Origin of the sequence: Agrobacterium sp. NPDC089420, from assembly GCF_044900305.1 — a bacterium.
In the GTDB taxonomy this organism is placed as follows: Bacteria; Pseudomonadota; Alphaproteobacteria; order Rhizobiales; family Rhizobiaceae; genus Agrobacterium.
Genome location: NZ_JBJDMY010000009.1, coordinates 126051 through 142999, shown reverse-complemented (window position 1 = coordinate 142999; position 16949 = coordinate 126051). Strand labels below are relative to the sequence as shown.

Annotated in this window: 17 protein-coding genes; 12 read left to right on the top strand and 5 right to left on the bottom strand. The window is 61.0% G+C overall.

Annotated elements, in window-relative coordinates; genetic code table 11:
• Nucleotides 1-48: 48 nt before the first annotated feature.
• On the bottom strand, nt 49-1302 hold the full coding sequence (locus tag ACI2KA_RS15800) for a sarcosine oxidase subunit beta family protein (RefSeq protein WP_404503419.1): 1254 nt from the start codon (nt 1300-1302) through the stop codon (nt 49-51).
• A gap of 85 nt (nt 1303-1387) precedes the next feature.
• Between ACI2KA_RS15800 and ACI2KA_RS15795 the strand changes: the two genes are divergently transcribed.
• The gene (locus ACI2KA_RS15795; RefSeq protein WP_404503418.1) at nt 1388-2434 is read left to right on the top strand and encodes a GlxA family transcriptional regulator; all 1047 of its coding nucleotides are present in this window, start codon (nt 1388-1390) and stop codon (nt 2432-2434) included.
• A gap of 3 nt (nt 2435-2437) precedes the next feature.
• On the opposite strand, the gene ACI2KA_RS15790 is transcribed toward ACI2KA_RS15795, so the two are convergent.
• Nucleotides 2438-3472 carry a LacI family DNA-binding transcriptional regulator gene (locus ACI2KA_RS15790; protein WP_404503417.1) on the bottom strand — a complete coding sequence of 345 codons (1035 nt, stop codon included), beginning with the start codon at nt 3470-3472 and terminating at the stop codon, nt 2438-2440.
• A gap of 138 nt (nt 3473-3610) precedes the next feature.
• Here ACI2KA_RS15790 and ACI2KA_RS15785 point away from each other — a divergent pair, with 138 nt between their 5' ends.
• The 6 genes from ACI2KA_RS15785 (at nt 3611) to ACI2KA_RS15760 (ending at nt 9768) form a co-directional block, all read left to right on the top strand.
• Complete coding sequence (locus ACI2KA_RS15785; RefSeq protein ID WP_404503416.1) at nt 3611-4645, top strand: Gfo/Idh/MocA family protein; 1035 nt, start codon at nt 3611-3613, stop codon at nt 4643-4645.
• 12 nt (nt 4646-4657) lie between these two features.
• The gene (locus ACI2KA_RS15780) at nt 4658-5560 is read left to right on the top strand and encodes a sugar phosphate isomerase/epimerase family protein (protein ID WP_404503415.1); all 903 of its coding nucleotides are present in this window, start codon (nt 4658-4660) and stop codon (nt 5558-5560) included.
• Nucleotides 5561-5622: 62 nt separating this feature from the next.
• Nucleotides 5623-6855, top strand: coding sequence for an ABC transporter substrate-binding protein (locus ACI2KA_RS15775; protein WP_404503414.1), 1233 nt, complete (start codon nt 5623-5625; stop codon nt 6853-6855).
• Between the two features lie 113 nt (nt 6856-6968).
• A complete protein-coding gene (locus ACI2KA_RS15770) occupies nt 6969-7871 on the top strand; it encodes a carbohydrate ABC transporter permease (protein WP_404503413.1) in 903 nt (300 codons plus the stop codon).
• Nucleotides 7868-8695, top strand: a complete 828-nt coding sequence (locus tag ACI2KA_RS15765; protein WP_404503412.1) for a carbohydrate ABC transporter permease — start codon at nt 7868-7870, stop codon at nt 8693-8695. Before ACI2KA_RS15770 ends, ACI2KA_RS15765 begins: the two co-directional genes overlap by 4 nt.
• Nucleotides 8692-9768 carry an ABC transporter ATP-binding protein gene (locus tag ACI2KA_RS15760; protein WP_404503411.1) on the top strand — a complete coding sequence of 359 codons (1077 nt, stop codon included), beginning with the start codon at nt 8692-8694 and terminating at the stop codon, nt 9766-9768. Before ACI2KA_RS15765 ends, ACI2KA_RS15760 begins: the two co-directional genes overlap by 4 nt.
• A 76-nt stretch (nt 9769-9844) precedes the next feature.
• On the opposite strand, the gene ACI2KA_RS15755 is transcribed toward ACI2KA_RS15760, so the two are convergent.
• A complete protein-coding gene (locus ACI2KA_RS15755) occupies nt 9845-10525 on the bottom strand; it encodes a pyridoxal 5'-phosphate synthase (RefSeq protein ID WP_404503410.1) in 681 nt (226 codons plus the stop codon).
• Nucleotides 10522-11241 carry an HAD family hydrolase gene (locus ACI2KA_RS15750; RefSeq protein WP_404503409.1) on the bottom strand — a complete coding sequence of 240 codons (720 nt, stop codon included), beginning with the start codon at nt 11239-11241 and terminating at the stop codon, nt 10522-10524. Before ACI2KA_RS15750 ends, ACI2KA_RS15755 begins: the two co-directional genes overlap by 4 nt.
• A gap of 106 nt (nt 11242-11347) precedes the next feature.
• Here ACI2KA_RS15750 and phnF point away from each other — a divergent pair, with 106 nt between their 5' ends.
• Both phnF and ACI2KA_RS15740 read left to right on the top strand, forming a co-directional pair.
• A complete protein-coding gene (gene phnF / locus ACI2KA_RS15745) occupies nt 11348-12070 on the top strand; it encodes a phosphonate metabolism transcriptional regulator PhnF (protein ID WP_404503408.1) in 723 nt (240 codons plus the stop codon).
• A gap of 17 nt (nt 12071-12087) precedes the next feature.
• Complete coding sequence (locus ACI2KA_RS15740; RefSeq protein ID WP_404503407.1) at nt 12088-12327, top strand: hypothetical protein; 240 nt, start codon at nt 12088-12090, stop codon at nt 12325-12327.
• A 29-nt stretch (nt 12328-12356) separates the two neighbouring features.
• Here the strand turns inward: ACI2KA_RS15740 and ACI2KA_RS15735 are convergent, their stop codons facing one another.
• A complete protein-coding gene (locus ACI2KA_RS15735) occupies nt 12357-13025 on the bottom strand; it encodes a transglutaminase-like cysteine peptidase (RefSeq protein WP_404503406.1) in 669 nt (222 codons plus the stop codon).
• A 181-nt stretch (nt 13026-13206) separates the two neighbouring features.
• Here ACI2KA_RS15735 and ACI2KA_RS15730 point away from each other — a divergent pair, with 181 nt between their 5' ends.
• From ACI2KA_RS15730 to ACI2KA_RS15720, 3 genes are all read left to right on the top strand, one after another.
• Nucleotides 13207-14223 carry a DUF1402 family protein gene (locus ACI2KA_RS15730; RefSeq protein ID WP_404503405.1) on the top strand — a complete coding sequence of 339 codons (1017 nt, stop codon included), beginning with the start codon at nt 13207-13209 and terminating at the stop codon, nt 14221-14223.
• Between the two features lie 112 nt (nt 14224-14335).
• Nucleotides 14336-14989 (top strand): DedA family protein, encoded by a 654-nt coding sequence (locus ACI2KA_RS15725; RefSeq protein WP_404503404.1) that lies wholly within the window; start codon nt 14336-14338, stop codon nt 14987-14989.
• 318 nt (nt 14990-15307) lie between these two features.
• Nucleotides 15308-16864, top strand: coding sequence for a TerC family protein (locus ACI2KA_RS15720; protein WP_404503403.1), 1557 nt, complete (start codon nt 15308-15310; stop codon nt 16862-16864).
• Nucleotides 16865-16949 lie beyond the last annotated feature (85 nt).

Genomic DNA, 16949 nt, shown 5'->3' with positions numbered 1-16949 from the left:
ATTTCCAGTAAAAGTGCGAAGCGGTTTTTCGTCCGGGCAATGCGTGAATTAATGCGCCACGGCAGCGGCGGCGGCCTCGTCGATCAGGCGGCCGGAGCGGAAGCGGTCCAGCGTGAACGGCGCGTTGATCGGATGCGGTTCGTTTTTGGCGATGGTCCAGGCGAAGGTATGGGCCGCGCCCGGCGTCGCCTTGAAACCACCCGTGCCCCAGCCGCAATTGACGTAAAGACCGGAAACGGGCGTTTTACCCAGAATGGCCGAACGATCCGGCGTGACATCGACGATGCCGCCCCATTTGCGCAGCATGCGCATGCGGTTGAAGATCGGGAAGATTTCGACAATGGCCGCGATCGTATGTTCGATCAGCGGCAGGCCGCCGCGCTGCGAATAGGAGGTATATTGGTCGGTGCCCGAGCCGATCACCAGTTCGCCCTTGTCGGACTGGCTGATATAGGCGTGGACGGCGTTGGACATGACCACACAGGGGAAGATCGGCTTGACCGGTTCCGATACCAGCGCCTGCAACGGATAACTTTCGAGCGGCAGGCGGACACCGGCCGTGTCCATCACGACAGATGTGTGGCCGGCGGCGGAAACGGCCACCTTCTTCGCCTTGATGAAGCCGCGCGCGGTTTCGACGCCGGCAACGGAACCGTCGGCATTGCGGCGAATGGCGGTAACGGGGCAGTTCTGGATGATATCAACGCCGCGGGCGGCCGCGCCGCGCGCATAACCCCAGGCGACCGCATCGTGGCGGGCCGTGCCGGCCCGCTCCTGCAATGCGCCGCCCATGACCGGATAGCGGGCATTGGCGGAAATGCTGAGCGGCGGACAATAGTCCTTGCATTCCTCGGGCGTCAGCCAGCGATTGTCGACCCCGTTCAGGCGGTTGGAATGGATGTGGCGCTTGAAGCTCTGCACGTCATGCACGTTGTGGGCCAGCATCAGCACGCCGCGCCTTGAATACATGACGTTGTAGTTCAGCTCCTGGCTCAAGTTTTCCCACAGATCCACGGCGTGATCGTAAAGACGGGCGCTTTCGTTATAGAGATAGTTGGAGCGGATGATGGTGGTGTTGCGGCCGGTATTGCCGCCGCCGAGCCAGCCCTTGTCGATGACGGCGACATTGGTGATGCCGTGCTGGCTGGCCAGATAATAGGCCGCACCCAGGCCATGGCCGCCGGCCCCGACGATAACCACGTCATATTCGGCCTTAGGCTGGCTGTCGGGCCATTGCTCATCCCAGTTCTTGTGGCCGGTCAGGGCGTTCCGCAAAAGGTTGAAGGCATTAAAACGCGTCATGAGCGGACCCGATGGTTGGACAATCTCGTGTCGCAAAGGCTATGAAGATTTGCGTTGCGACGGCTGGACAATCGCGTCTCTTTGCATGAATATTTGCGCCATGAGCTCTCCCCGCGCCAAGAAACGCCTCAGCGTCGCTTTCCTGCTCGCCGACCGTTTCACATTGTCGGCCTTCGCCAATTTCGTCGATGTGCTGCGCCTTGCCGCCGACGAGGCCGACCGTTCGCGGCCAATTCTCTGCGAATGGTCGGTGCTGTCGGCGACCATGGGCAGCGTACAATCGAGCTGCGGTGTGAAGGTGCAGCCCGATACGCGGCTGATCGACGCCGGGCATTACGACTATATCGTCGTTGCCGGCGGGTTGATCAGCGATCACAGCGCCCTGCCGCCGGACGCGTTGCGGTTCCTCAAACAGCGCGCCGCGGCCGGCACCCCCATTATCGGGCTCTGCACCGGCGTTTTCATCCTGCACGAAGCGGGCCTGCTCGATGGTTATCGCTGCTGCGTGAGCTGGTTCCACCATCAGGATTTTCTCGACCGTTTCGACACGGTGCAGATGATCTCCGACCAGATTTTCGTGATCGATCGCGACCGGCTGACCTGTTCGGGCGGCCACGGCTCCGCGCATCTGGCGGCCTTCCTGGTGGAGCGCCATGTCGGCCAGTCCGCCGCCATCAAGAGCCTCAACATCATGATGATCGACAGCGCCCTGAGCGGCGAAAAGCCCCAACCCGGCCAGCAAAGCGCACGCAGAGCCAGCGACCCGGTGGTCAAGAAGGCGCTGCTGCGCATGCAGCAGAATATCGAGGTGCCGAGAAGCGTGCTGGACCTTGCCCGCGACCTCGGCCTTGGCCGCCGCAGCCTCGAGCGGCGTTTCCTGGGCGACCTGAAGGCGACGCCGTCGAAAGTCTATCTCGAACTGCGGCTGGACCGCGCGCTTTCCCTGTTACGCAAAACGGAAGACACGATCACCCAGATCGCGCTTGCCACCGGGTTTTGCGATGCCCCGCATCTTTCGCGCAGCTTGCGGGCCGAGCGCGGTTTCAGCCCCAGCGAATACCGCAAGACGCAGATCGGCCACGTGGCGACGGACGAGGAATTTGCCGTCGGCGTGCTCCTGCCGCAGCCGTAGCGATCATTCGGCGGGCGCCAGGTCGCTCTCCCCCGGTACGAGCAGCATCGGCCAGATGCAGTGGCGGGCCTGGTCGGGATAAAAGGGCGCATAGGCCGGCATGGTCGACAACAATGTCTGGGCGACCGTTACGCCGAGATCGTGCAGCGACATGCGGAAACTGGTCAGGCGCGGTTCCAGAAACTGGCCGCGCGGACCATCACGGAAACCGATGACGGCGAGATCCCGCCCCGGCTTGAGGCCCACTTCCGCAAGCCGGCGGTAAAGACCGACCGCCATCAGCTCATAGATCAGCACGATGGCCGTTGGCCGGGGCCGCATCTGCAGCCATTCGCTGGCGGCATGATATCCGCCCTGCTCGCTCGATTTTGCCCGGATGACCAGAGAAGGATCGTAAGCGATGCCGTTTTCCTCAAGGGCACGCTTATAGGCATCCAGAAAGACGTAACCGAGATTGATGTCGTTATCGGGCGCGGCCACCGCAATGGAACGATGGCCCGCGGCCACCAGCCGGTCGACGGCGCTTTTCGCCACGCCCTCGAAATCGAGATCGATCCAGGCATGGTCCGTGCTGGACGAGGTGCGGCCGAGCGCCACAAAGGGCAGACGTGTCTGTTTCAGGAAATCGAAACGCCGGTCGATCCGTCGGGTCGAGGAAATGATCATCGCATCGACCATGCGGCGCGCCACCATGCGCTTCAGATATTCGTCCGGATCCTCCTCCCCCGGACAGGGAAGAACGATGAGGTCGAGATTGTGGCCGGAAAACACGCTTTGCAGGCCATCCGTCACGCCCATGAAGAAGTTGTCGGAATTCTCCACCGTCTGCGCATCGCTGCCGGTCATCAGGCCGATGACATTGGTGGTGCCCTGCCGCAGGCTGCGGCCCGACTGATTGGCGACATAACCAAGCTTTTCCGCCGCTTCCAGAACACGGCGGCGCGTTTCGTCGTTCACGTCGGGCTTGCCGTTCAGGGCACGGGAAACGGTGCCTATCGATATCTCCAGATAATCGGCAAGCTGGCGAATTCCTTTCATGCACTCCCCTCCAAAGCCCGGCGCGCCATCAACGCGCCCCTTAACGGTCTTGACATATCTAACATCATCGTCATAGTCTCGTAAACGTTTACGACGCTCTGCGCAAAGAGGAGTTTGCAAAGAGTCCGGGGAGATGAGATGACATTCAACGCCGTTTTATGCGGGTGCGGAGCCATGGCCAAAGGCTGGCTGCGCGCCATTCAATCCACGCCGGATATCGCCGGCGCGATCAGGATCGCCGGGCTTGTCGATCTGAACGCGGGCGCCGCCCGCGCGCTTGCCGAAGAATTCGCGCTCTCCGGCGCGGTCATCGGCACCGATCTTCGCGATGTCCTCGCACAAACCAGGGCCGACATCCTTTTTGACATCGTCATCCCGCAGGCACGCTTTGCCGTGGTCGCCGCCGGGCTTGAGGCCGGGTGCCACGTGCTCAGCGAAAAACCGCTGGCCGCCTCGATGGAAGAGGCCACCAGCCTGGTGGAACTGGCCCAAAAGGCCGGGAAAGTCCATGCCGTGGTGCAAAACAGGCGGTTTGTCGCCGGTATCCGGCGTCTGCGCCGTGCCGTGGAAGACGGCGTCATCGGCGATCTGACCGCCATCCATTGCGATTTTTTCCTCGGGCCTCATTTCGGCGGCTTCCGCGAGGAGATGAAAAACGTCCTGCTGCTTGACATGGCGATCCATACCTTCGATGCAGCCCGTTTCGTTGCCAATGAAAAGCCCCTCTCCGTCTTCTGCCTGGAAAAGAACCCGTCCGGCTCCTGGTATGCGCATGGAGCAAGCGCCAACGCCATTTTCGAGTTTTCCAACGATGTCGTCTTCACCTATCGCGGCTCGTGGTGCGCCGAAGGCGAGCGGACCAGCTGGGAAGCGCGCTGGCGGCTGATCGGCTCCAGGGGCATGATCCTCTGGGACGGAGAGGACAATTTCTCCGCCTCCGTCGCCGGGGACGACCAAGGTCTGTTACGGGGATTTAGAACCGTAAACGTTTCCGATGCGATTTCCGAAAGGGATACACGCGGCCACGCCAGCGTCATTCTCTCGTTCCTTCAATCCATCCGCACGGGTGAGATGCCGGAAACGGCTTCCTTCGACAACATCAACAGCCTTGCCATGGTGATCGGCGCGATCGAAAGCGCCCGCCTCGGCCAGCGTGTTTCCATTGCAGCATAAGGACTGAAAGACGTGAGCAATCCGGCAAAATCCATCCGCATCGGCACCATGGTCAGCGCCACCAAGGGGCAGGCGGCTGAGCGCATCGGCCAGATCGCCGATCTCGGCTTCGAAAGCTTCGAGCCGTTCTTCTGGCAGACGACCAACGGCCAGGACCTTGCCGAACTGGGCAAACGCTGCCTTGACGCGATCGGTGACCGTGACATCACCATCGGCACGCTCGGCATGTTCGGCAATCCGCTGGAAGAAACCGGGATCGACCTTGAGACATTGCAGGGCTGGAAGGACTGCATCGACAACGCCCATCATTTCGGCGCCACTTGCGTGGCGGGCTTCACCGGCCGGCTGCGCGGCAGGCCGCTGCCGGAAAGCCTGCCCCGATATAAGGAAATCTGGAGCGAGCTTGCCAGGCGCGCCGCCGACAAGGGCGTGAAGATCGCCTTTGAAAACTGCGCCATGGACGGCAACTGGCAGACCGGCGACTGGAACATCGCGCACAATCCCGACGCCTGGGAACTGATCTTCAACGAAACGCCGGACGAGCATATCGGCATCGAATGGGAACCCTGCCACCAGATGGTCTATCTCATCGACCCGCTGCCGCAGATCCGCAAATGGGCGGGCAGGATTTTCCACGTGCACGGCAAGGACGCGACCATCCGCTGGGACGTCATCCGCGAACACGGCATTTTCGGCAGGGAAAAATTCGTCTTCATGCGTACGCCGGGTTTCGGCGACAGCAACTGGACGGACATTATTTCCGAACTGCGTCTTGCCGGCTGGTCCGGCTCGATCGACATCGAAGGCTGGCATGACCCCGTCTATCGTGACGCGCTGGAAATGACCGGCCAGGTGCATGGCCTCAACTATCTGAAAAAATGCCGCGGCGGCGATTTCGTCGTCGACCCGACATAACGGCAACCTTTGGGGAGAAGGTTGCCGAAAATTGCAGCGACGATAACCAAGAGGAGGAGATTATGGGTATCGCGAAATGCATGATGGCCGGCGCATTTGTGCTGGCGGGCGTATCCGCCGGCGCAATTGCCGCCCATGCGGAGGACGTAACATTGACCCTGTGGTCGCTGGATCGAGATATCCAGCCGGCACCGAACCTCATAAACGAGTTCAACAAACTCAATAACGGCATCAAGATCGAGTACCGGCAATTGCAGTTCGACGATGTGGTGAGCGAAGCCATGCGCGCCTATTCGACCGGCAATGCGCCCGACATCATCGCCATCGACAATCCCAACCACGCCATGTTCGCCGCCCGCGGCGCCTTTCTGGACGTGACCGACATGATCGCCAAATCGGATGTCATCAAGACGGAAAACTATTTTCCCGGGCCGCTGAAATCGGTGATGTGGGACGGCAAATATTTCGGCGTGCCGAAGGCGACAAACACCATTGCGCTTTATTACAACAAGGACCTGTTCAAGGCCGCAGGGCTCGATGCGACAAAACCGCCGCAGACCTGGGACGAGCTGGTGGAGGCGGCGCGCAAGCTGACCGACCCTTCGAAGAACGTCTATGGTATCAGCTTCAGCGCCAAGGCGAACGAGGAAGGCACCTTCCAGTTCCTGCCCTGGGCGCAGATGGCGGGCGCCACCTACAAGAACATCAATACCGACGGCGCGGTGAAGGCGCTTGAAACCTGGAAGCTGATGCTGGACGAAAAGCTTGCGTCACCGGACACGCTGACGCGCAGCCAGTGGGATTCGACCGCCACCTTCAATGCCGGCAATGCCGCCATGGTCATTTCCGGCCCATGGGAAATCGACCGCATGCTGAAGGACGCCAAATTCGACTGGGGTGTTGCCCTGCTGCCTGTGCCCACGCCCGACGCCCCCCGGTCTTCGGCCATGGGCGATTATAACTGGGCGATCTTCTCCAAGACCAAACATCCTGAAGAAGCCTTCAAGGCAATCGAGTTCTTCGCCTCGCAGGACAAGGACATGTTCAAGAATTTCGGCCAGTTGCCGGCGCGCTCGGATATTCCGGTTCCGCCCACCGGCAATGCGCTGAAGGACGAGGCGCTGAAAACCTTCGTGGAACAGCTGAAATATGCACAGCCGCGCGGCCCCTCACCCGAATGGCCGAAGATTTCCAAGGCGATCCAGGACGCGATCCAGGGCGCCCTGTCGGGACAGATGACGCCGAAAGCCGCGCTCGACCAGGCCGCTGAAAAGATAAAGCTGGTCGAAGGCTGATTGGATGGAGGGGCGAGCGGAATGTGACTCGCCCCTCCGCAGGGTTCCTCCCGGTGGGGTCGCCTGTCGCTAAATGCGGCGGCGGCCCCAAGCGGAGCTTGCGAGGATGTTTCATGAAAAGACTGTTTTCCAGCGTCAGTGACGGTCGCGGTTTCGACATCGTCCTTGTCGCCCTGCCGTTAGGTTTCCTGTTCGTCATGGCGGGCCTGCCGCTCATTTACAACATCGTCATGAGCTTTCAGGAAGTCGACATGTTCAGCCTGGGCACCTTCGTGCGCCCCTTCGTCGGCTTCAGGAATTATGTCGATCTGTTCCGGCAGCCGGAAACATTGCCGATCCTGATGAACACTGTCACCTTCGTTGTCGCCTCCATTGCCGGGCAATTCGCCATCGGCTTCGGTCTGGCGCTGTTCTTCTGGGTGAATTTTCCCGGCGCCACCTGGCTGCGCGGCCTGTTCCTCGTCTCATGGGTCATGCCCGGCCTCGTCGTCGGCGCCATCTGGAACTGGATCCTGTCGGGCGATTTCGGCGTCCTGAATTTCTTCCTACGGGAGAGCGGCCTGATATCCGGCAATATCTTCTGGCGTTCGGATGCGAATTTTTCGCTCTGGGCCGTTGTCATCGCCAATATCTGGCTCGGCACCTCCTTCAACATGATCCTGCTTTCCGTCGGCCTCGCCGCCATTCCGGGTGATCTCTACGAAGCGGCGGAGCTGGACGGGGCGAACGCCTGGCAGCGCTTCTACACCATCACCCTGCCGATGATGCGCTCCACCATCGGCGCGATCGTCTCTCTCGGCCTCATCTTCACGCTGCAGCAATTCGATCTTTTTGCCGCCATTACCGATGGCGGCCCCAACAACAGCTCCAACGTGGCGCAATATTGGGCTTGGGATCTGTCGTTCCGGCAATATGATTTCGGCAAGGGCGCGACGATCTCCGTCATCATGATCGTTTTCGTCATGCTGGCTTCCGTGGTTTATGTGCGTTCCACACGGCATGAGGTGCGCGGATGAGCATCACCAGCCGCAATCGCCTGATGCTGGCCATCGCCATCGTGCTCGCCATCATCTACCTCTTCCCGCTTTACTGGATGTATCTGACATCGCTCAAAAGCGGTTCGGAAATGTTCGCCAATCCGCCCGCCTTCTGGCCCGGCGATCCGCAATGGCAGACCTATGCCTATGTCTGGCAAAGCCGCAACATGGGGCGCTACCTGTGGAATTCGGTGCTGATCGCGTCGAGCGCGGTATTTCTGATCACCATTCTCGGCGTCGGCTGCGCCTATGTTCTGGCGCGCTATCGCAATGTCTGGGTGGATATCGGCCTGTTCCTCATCCTCATGCTGCAGGTTCTGCCGGCATCGCTGATGATCACGCCGATCTTCGTCGGTTTCTCGCAGTTCGGGTTGCTGGACTATCCGCGCCTGTCGGTCATCCTCGCCATTGCGGCGAAAAGCATGCCCTTCTTCGTCGTGCTGGTGCGCGCCACCTTCATGGCCGTGCCGCAGGAGCTGGAAGAGGCCGCGCTGGTGGATGGCAACTCCCGGGTCGGCGCGTTTTTCAACATCGTGCTGCCGCTCGCCAGAAACGGCATTCTCGTCAGCGCCATCCTCATCTTCATGCAGGCCTTCGGCGAATTCGTCTATTCGAAATCGATGATCCAGGCGGCGGAACTGCAGCCCGCCAGCGTCGGCCTCAATTCCTTCATGGGTCCCAATACCAGCGAATGGAACAATATCATGGCCTATGCGACCATGTATGTGACGCCCATTCTCGCTCTCTTCATTCTCTTGCAGCGCCGCATCGTTTCCGGCCTGACCTCAGGAGCGCTCAAATGACACTTCAGATCGAACTTTCCGGCGTCAACAAATATTACGGCGCCTTCCATGCGCTGAAGAACATCAACCTTTCCATCGAGAAGGGCACCTTCGTCGCACTTGTCGGCCCGTCGGGCTGCGGCAAGTCCACCCTTCTGCGCTCGCTCGCCGGGCTGGAGACCATATCGGCGGGTGACATGCGCATTGCCGGCACGCTCATGAACGGCGTGCCGCCGCGCAAGCGCGATGTGGCCATGGTCTTCCAGTCCTATGCGCTCTACCCGCATATGACGGTCGAGGAAAACCTCACCTATTCGCTGCGCATGCGCGGCGTGGCGAAGGCCGAGGCCCGCAAGGCGGCGCAAGAGGTTGCGGCCACGACCGGACTTTCAACGCTGATGAAACGTTATCCGCGCGAACTCTCCGGCGGCCAGCGCCAGCGCGTGGCCATGAGCCGGGCGATCATCCGCAATCCGCAGGCCTTCCTGTTCGATGAGCCGCTTTCCAATCTCGACGCGGCACTGCGCGTCCACATGCGCAAGGAAATCCGCGCGCTGCACGATCGCCTGCATGCCACCTCGGTCTATGTCACCCACGATCAGATCGAGGCTATGACCATGGCCGATCATGTCGTCGTCATGCGCGATGGCGTCATCGAACAGCAGGGAACGCCGCTGGAATTATACGATCGCCCCGTCAATCGCTTCGTTGCCGGCTTCATCGGCTCGCCGGCGATGAACTTCATTCCGGCCGTGGTCAGCCCCGACGGCGCTTCGCTTCTGCTGCGGTTCGGCGACGGTGAGCCACGGCAGCCGATCGGAAATCCGGCTGACCTGCCGCCGGGCCGACACGTGACCGTCGGCATCAGGCCGGAACACATAAGGCCCGCAGCGGCAAATGGGGCGGCATTGACGCTGCCGGTGTCCGCCGTGGAGACCACCGGTTCGGCCACCTTTCTCACGCTTGGCACCGCACCGGAACTGGTCATCGCGGTACAGGGACGCAGCGCCGTCAAGGCCGGCGACTTCATCGGCCTCGATATCAACCCGCCCGACATGCACCTCTTCGATGAAGAAACCGGCACCCGCCTGTGAAGCCTGTGAACCTCAGCCAGAGAGACATCCGGACTATGTGCCGGACCAGGAGGTTTTCCAAGGGGGAGGATCGGTTTCAGGGCCAGAGAACAGACCTTTCCCACGCGCTGCCGTCCCCGCAGACAACATATCGCAGCCGCTTGTGATTGCGGTCGGACGCCCCCTGCCAGAACTCCGCCACCGTCGGCGCAACCGCATAGACCCGCCATCCGGGCGAAACATAGCCCGGATTGGCCGCGATGAGGGCCTGCGCCTCGGCGATGCGGCTTTCGAGGCCCTCGCCTTCTTCAAGGACCTCGCTCTGCCTCGACGCGATGGCGCTGACCCGTGAGCTGACGGGACGTCCGAGGAAATCATCCGCACAGTCTTTAACGGAAAGCACGATTGCCGGGCCACGCAGGCGAACCTGCCGTCCAAGCGCCGGCCAGTAGAAGGTCAACGCCACCTGCGGTTCATTGTCGAGCTGCCGTCCCTTCGGGCTTTCCGCCTTCACGGCGAAATGCCAGCCACGATGATCGACATTTTTCAGGATCAGCACCCGGGCGTCGGGCCAGCCATTCTCATCCACCGTGGATAGGGTCATGGCATGCGGCTCGCGGACGCCCGCTTCCAGGGCATCGTCCAGCCACAGGGCGAAAGCATCCTGCGGGGTGTCGGGCAGCGCAAGCGGATCACAATCCGGAAGCGGCGCCTTCAGCGATGGGATCTGGCGCAGCCTGTCTTTCATCGGCAGGGTACTGACGTTGGAACGTATCATGGTCGGTTTTCCTCTAGAATAAGGGGTGGAATGGCGGAAAGACATGGAACCGAAAGCCCGTGCTTTGGGCTGTCAGGCCTCAGCAGGATGGTCGAAAGACCGGCGGCCCGGCCGCCGGCGATGTCGGCATGGGGGTTGTCGCCAATCATCCAGCAAGCACGGTGCGGCGCCAGAACCCTGGCCACATGACGAAAAAGCGCGGCCGAGGGTTTCTCAAGCCCGATCAGCCCGGAGGAAAAAACATGATCCACGCAATCGCAAAGCCCGATTTTATTCACCAGCGCCGGTAGTTCCGGCGCAAAATTGGAAAGGATGACGTGGCGCCAGCCTGCGGCGGATAATTGCACCAGCGCCGGCATGGCCTGCGGATCGACCTCCCATCCGGCGGGATCGAGATAGATCTCGCGCGAGCGCGTCGCGACCTCGGCGGCTGTGCTTCGGTCCATGCCCAATGCGACGAGCGCCCCTTCGGCTGCGGTGAGAATGGCGCACCACCACCCTTCCGCATCTCCCGCAAAGGAATGCGCAAGTTCCGCCCGATGCCAGGGAAAAGTGCCGGACAGAAACGGACGGATAGTGTCGGCCATGCCGAGGAAGGCGGGATCGGCCATCCCTGCTGCGGTCTCCAGAGCGCCGGTATAACGCCCCCTGCGCACGGCAAGGGTGCCCTCAAAATCCCAAACAATGTAGCGATCAGGCGAAATACTGGTATTCATGCGGACAACCGGTATGGATGAGCTCTATATGATATAAATCTCTCACAAGAAGTATATACCTTTAATCTCATTAATGTGACATCTGCAAGACAATCGGACATCGGGCATGGACAATGGAACATCGGAAACACAATCGCTCTGGCGACAGGTGGCCGCGGCGCTGCGGCAAAGGATCGAACAGGGACAGTTGAAGCCCGGCGAAAAAATTCCCTCCGCCCAGGACATTGCCCGGGAATTCAACGTCAACCGGATGACTGCCCGCCGGGCGCTGGCCTCACTGGAAGAAGAAGGGCTGCTGCGCATTCTGCATGGCAGCGGCACTTTCGTCAGCGAAGCGCCGATCCCTTACGTCGTTGGCCGCCGGGTCCATTTCGACCGCAATCTTGAAGCCGTGAATCTGCGCCCGGAACGAAAACTGCTGCGCTGGTGGCTGCAACCGGCGACGGAGGACGTCGCGGCGGCCCTTGGTCTTGGCGCGAAAGCGCCGCTGATCGCCCTCGAAATCGGCGCTTACGCCAACGGCCGCCCCATCGGCATCGGCACACGCTTTTGTTGTGCGACACGATTTTCCGGTTTTCCGGAAATTTTCGAAGAGCTCGGATCGATCAGCGAGACGCTGAAACGGTTCGGCGTGGAAGACCATCATCGCGCAAAAACGATCGTCGTCGCAAGGCTGCCCGCCCCGCACGAACATCATTTCCTCAAATCGTCGAAATCGCTGCCGGTGCTGGCCTATACCGCAATCGACCATGCCGCCGACGGCGCGCCGATATCCTGCTTCATCGGCTGCTTCTCGTCACAGGCAATCGAATTGCACATCACCGACTGACCATCAGGGAAACGCCAGTGAGGCTCAACGTAAAGACCTGCCTTTTCATGGGCGCCGCCGCCCTTCTGGCCTTTGCCGTTTTCAAGCTGAAGGATGTTCACATCGGCATAGGGGAACGCGGCACGGGCGGTTATGACGGCTCCCCCACCGATGCTGCGGCAAGCTCCGACGCGGCCCGTGAGGCAAGGGAGGCGGCCGCGCGTGCCGAAGCAGCGGTCGACGCCCTGAAACACCGGGACCGACCTTTGCAGCATTGAGCCGCGGCTTCGCGCTGAAGCCGCCGGGATCAACGGTTCATGAGCAGGTCGATGACGTTGCGGCGCGTGGTGGTCGCAGGCACGGCGGTGCCGCGATCTGCCTCCCGTGCGGCGATGGCCGGCGAACCGGAGCCATCAATATCCACCCAGCGACCGGCATGGTTGGTGGATTGACGCTTGAGATAGCGATAGGGCGTTTCGTCCCAGCGAAGGATCTGCGGCTTCATATTGTCGAGAATGAAATCGCCGCGATCCGTCCTGACGGTGAGGACGGCATGGCCATCTCCCCGCTCGTCACGGACGACGGTGATCAGCAGGTTGGAGGCCGGCAAACCGATATCCATCAGCCGCTTGCGCTTTTCCAGCACGATGTCGTCGCAATCCCCCGCCCCCTTGTAGGGATATTCCCAATAATCCTCGTAACCCCACACTTCCATGTCGGAGCGCTGGTCGATCTCGACATTGACGGCGCCGTTGACGGAAACGATGGTCTTCCAGTTGTCGGGTGTGAGATGAAGCGGCGGCATGGCCTTCACCGGCTGGCATTCGGCCGAATGCCGCTGGCAGAATTCATAATGCCCCACCGGTTGCGAGGTGATCGCACCCGTCGACATCGAAGGCGAAGCCTCCGCCGGCGAAAGCAGACCCGCAACGGTCAGCAGAAAACATGCTTGCAGTATTTTTTTGAACCAGGTCATGTTCATCTCCTGATGACATGCCTATCGCTGCCGGCTTGACTTCACATAAAACAAACCGTTCGACTTTTAACGACCCCGATAATCCGGCAACGGGAATGTGAGCGGCGGCAACTTGCCATGCATGGAAGGCCTGCCTATGAAGGAGCCTTCCGCAATAAACCGACATTACAGAGAACGCCGCATGAGCCTGTTTGCGAAGATCACCCGCGCAGCCACCGTCATTCTGACATTGGCCTGCCTTCCCAGTCATGCGGCGGCGCAGCAGATGACTGTCGTTCCTCCCGGAAACCGCTCCGCCGAGCAGCCGGAAATACCGAGAGCGTCGGCGATCCGGACCAAGGCCTTCTACACGACCTACGAGGAAAAGTTCCGCAAGACGATCGACCTCCTGAACAGCGAGCCCGGCCTCGTCGGCAAGATCAGGAAAGCCGCCGCCGCCTATGGCATCGACCCGATCCACATCGTCGGCGCCATCGTCGGGGAACACACCTTCAACGTCTCGGCCGTCGATCGCCTGCAGACCTATTACGTCAAAGCCATTTCCTACGCCGAACTCGATATCAGGTTCAGCTATAATGGCGTTTCCCTGAAGACATTCCTCCAGCGGCCGGAATTCCGCGCCTGCGAGACGCTTGCCACCACCTCCGAACAATGGAGCTGCCGCGATACCGTCTGGGACAAGAGCTTCCGCGGCAAGGTGGTGGATGGCGCGAGCTACGAGGCCATCTCGTTCCAGCGCGCCTTCTTCCAGCCCTTCTATGCCGGCCAGACCTTCGGGCTTGGCCAGATCAGCCCCTTGACCGCCCTGCAGGTCACCGATCTCGTGAACAGGACGAGCGGCCTGCCGAAACTTTCTGCGGACAGGCCGAAAGAAATCTACCGCGACGTCATGGATCCAGACCGCAGCATCATCTACATCGCCGCCATCCTCCGGGATTCCATCGATGCCTACAGGGAAAAAGGCTTCGACATTTCCGGCAATCCCGGCATTACCGCCACGCTGTACAATGTCGGTCAGCCGCGACGGCGCGCCGAACGCCTGCGGGCAGCCGTGGATGCCGGCGCAACAACCCGCCTGCCGGTCGAAAACTACTATGGATGGCTGATCAACGACCGGCTCGACATCCTGAAGAGCATTCTCGACGGCAAGGCCGTAGACCAGCGGACGACATCGGACATAGGCGGGAAAACGCGCTAGCAGCCCGTCATGGCGCGACCTCGTCAAACATTCGACTGATCCGGCCACATTGCTGGCCGTAATCTCGCCGGCGATAACAATGTCGTCATCGTGAACATCTGCGGAGTTCGATTTGGACAGTCTTCTTGAAGCGACGGAAACCTTCATTCGCACACATCAGACATGGGCGGGCGCGATTGTCGGCTTCATTGCCTTCGGGGAATCGATCGTCATTCTGGGCTTGATCATTCCGGCCACGGCGCTGATGCTTCTGATCGGCGGCCTGGTCGGCAGCGGAATCATCGACCCCTTTCCCGTGGTTACCGGGGCGATCATCGGCGCGGTGCTCGGCGACATCGTATCCTACATGATGGGCAAGTGGCTGGGGCCGAGCGTGGTTCATCGATGGCCGTTGCGGCACTATCGCGAACGCGTGGCGCGGGTGCGGCTGTTTTTCCGGAAATACGGCTTCCTCGCGGTGTTTTTCGGCCGGTTCTTCGGGCCGCTGCGTTGCACCGTTCCCCTCGTCGCCGGCATGATCGGGATGGATCAGCGCCGCTTCCAGGCCGCGAACATCGCGTCCGCCATTCTCTGGGTGCCGGTGCTGCTTGCCCCCGGCTGGATCGCGGCGAAGGGAGCCGGGCAATTTGGCGAACTCACCGAGGTCCACTGGCTCGGCCTGGCTGTTCTTGCGACGGCAATTGCCATTCTGATCGTATTGGCCGGAGGCTTTATCGCGCGACGCGCAACGCCCGCCAGAAAGAGGCCGAACCGCGCGCGACAATGATGCCGCGAAGGCCAAACCGGCCATTCCCGAAGCGGCAACGGTGGCGGGGGTCGGCACATAATGAATGAAAGTGCTTTCCTGTCCGGCGGAAATCTGCTAGTTCGGCCAACACAAGAATTCACGGATAGCGGGATAAATTCACCCTATGCCTGACGAAGGCGACAGTACCGACAGTAGTCGACACCGAATGAGGCTGGCTCGCGTCACGCGCAGCCAGCCTCGGATTTTCTTGTTTCCCTCAACGCGACAGCTTTCAGCCTCGGATGTTCGGTCCGGGGCTTTGCGCGTTCGCACCCATTCCCATAAAGGCTCCTGAACATGGAATTCCTCGCAGATCCGAACATCTGGATCGGCCTCGTCACCCTTATCGTTCTCGAAGTCGTCCTCGGCATCGACAATCTCGTCTTCATCGCGATCCTTGCCGACAAGCTGCCACCACACCAACGCCACAGGGCACGCGTCATCGGTCTGTCGCTGGCGCTTGTCATGCGCATCCTGCTGCTGTTTTCGATCTCATGGATCGTCACGCTGACAAGGCCGCTGTTCACCGTCGCGGACTTCTCCTTCTCCGGGCGCGATCTCATCCTCATCCTCGGCGGTGCGTTCCTGCTTGCCAAGGGAACCCTGGAACTGCACGAGCGGCTGGAGGGCGGGCATAAGCCCAAAGAAGGCAAGGTGGTTCATGCCGTCTTCTGGCAGGTCATCGTGCAGATCGTCGTGCTCGACGCCGTGTTCTCGCTCGACAGCGTCATCACCGCCGTCGGCATGGTCAATAATCTCTGGGTGATGATTACCGCCGTCTGCGTGGCCATGGCCGTGATGATGGCGGCATCGAAACCGCTGATGACCTTCGTGTCGAAACATCCGACCGTGGTCATTCTGTGCCTTGGCTTCCTGTTGATGATCGGCTTCAGCCTGATCGTCGAAGGTTTCGGCTTCCATCTGCCGAAGGGTTACCTTTACGCGGCCATCGGCTTTTCCGTTCTCATTGAGGCGGCGAACCAGCTGGGCAGGCGCAACCGCGAAAGGCGCATCACCGCCGGCGACATGCGCGAGCGCACCTCCGACGCCATTCTGCGCCTTCTGGGTGGCCGGGTCGGCGAACAGCCGCTTGGCGAGACGGCCGATGTCATCGCGGAACAGGCCGCGCGCGGCGACCTGTTCAAATCCGAGGAAAAGGACATGATCCGCGGCGTGCTGACACTCGCCGAGCGGCCCGTCGTGTCGATCATGACGCCACGCACCGAGATCGACTGGCTGGATGTCGACGCCGATCCCGAGACGCTGCGCCACCGCCTGCTGGCGCTCGATCATTCCCGGCTGATGCTCGCCCAGGGCAGGCTCGATTCCTTCCTCGGCGTCGCCGCCACCAAGGACCTGCTGCGCGATCTTCTGCGCGACGGCAGCCTGAACCTCGAAAGCTCGCTGCGGCAGCCGCTTGTGGTGCATGAGAGCGCCACCGCCCTGCAGGTCATGGAACAGCTGCGCAAATCTCCGTTGCAGATGGCCGTCATCATCGATGAATACGGCACGCTGCAGGGTATCGCCACGCCGACGGATATTCTTGAGGCGATCGCCGGCGAATTCCCGGACGAGGGCGAAGAATTGCTGATTTCGGAAAAGGCCGAAGACGGTTCCTGGCTTATCGACGGCGCCGTCGATGTCAGAAGGGCATCCTACCTTCTCGACATCGATCTGGTGGATGACGCCGACCGCTACTCCACCGTCGCGGGCTACATCCTGTGGCGTCTCAACCGCCTTCCCGAGGTGGGCGAGCGCGTCTCCGGCGACGGCTTCGTATTCGAGATCGTATCACGCTCCGACCGGAACATCGAAAAGGTCCGGGCGTGGAACAATGTGGCGGGCGACGTGTAAGCCCGAACGGCGGGAGGATGCGATTTTAGCAACCTCCCGCCATTCCCGGCTTCTTGCCGATGGATATTTCAGCGCATGACGAAAT

Coding starts and splice junctions, on each gene's coding strand:
- ACI2KA_RS15800 (WP_404503419.1), bottom strand. CDS start 1,302: ATGACGCGTTTTAATGCCTTCAACCTTTTGCGGAACGCCCTGACCGGC.
- ACI2KA_RS15795 (WP_404503418.1), top strand. CDS start 1,388: ATGAATATTTGCGCCATGAGCTCTCCCCGCGCCAAGAAACGCCTCAGC.
- ACI2KA_RS15790 (WP_404503417.1), bottom strand. CDS start 3,472: ATGAAAGGAATTCGCCAGCTTGCCGATTATCTGGAGATATCGATAGGC.
- ACI2KA_RS15785 (WP_404503416.1), top strand. CDS start 3,611: ATGACATTCAACGCCGTTTTATGCGGGTGCGGAGCCATGGCCAAAGGC.
- ACI2KA_RS15775 (WP_404503414.1), top strand. CDS start 5,623: ATGGGTATCGCGAAATGCATGATGGCCGGCGCATTTGTGCTGGCGGGC.
- ACI2KA_RS15770 (WP_404503413.1), top strand. CDS start 6,969: ATGAAAAGACTGTTTTCCAGCGTCAGTGACGGTCGCGGTTTCGACATC.
- ACI2KA_RS15765 (WP_404503412.1), top strand. CDS start 7,868: ATGAGCATCACCAGCCGCAATCGCCTGATGCTGGCCATCGCCATCGTG.
- ACI2KA_RS15760 (WP_404503411.1), top strand. CDS start 8,692: ATGACACTTCAGATCGAACTTTCCGGCGTCAACAAATATTACGGCGCC.
- ACI2KA_RS15755 (WP_404503410.1), bottom strand. CDS start 10,525: ATGATACGTTCCAACGTCAGTACCCTGCCGATGAAAGACAGGCTGCGC.
- ACI2KA_RS15750 (WP_404503409.1), bottom strand. CDS start 11,241: ATGAATACCAGTATTTCGCCTGATCGCTACATTGTTTGGGATTTTGAG.
- phnF (WP_404503408.1), top strand. CDS start 11,348: ATGGACAATGGAACATCGGAAACACAATCGCTCTGGCGACAGGTGGCC.
- ACI2KA_RS15735 (WP_404503406.1), bottom strand. CDS start 13,025: ATGACCTGGTTCAAAAAAATACTGCAAGCATGTTTTCTGCTGACCGTT.
- ACI2KA_RS15730 (WP_404503405.1), top strand. CDS start 13,207: ATGAGCCTGTTTGCGAAGATCACCCGCGCAGCCACCGTCATTCTGACA.
- ACI2KA_RS15720 (WP_404503403.1), top strand. CDS start 15,308: ATGGAATTCCTCGCAGATCCGAACATCTGGATCGGCCTCGTCACCCTT.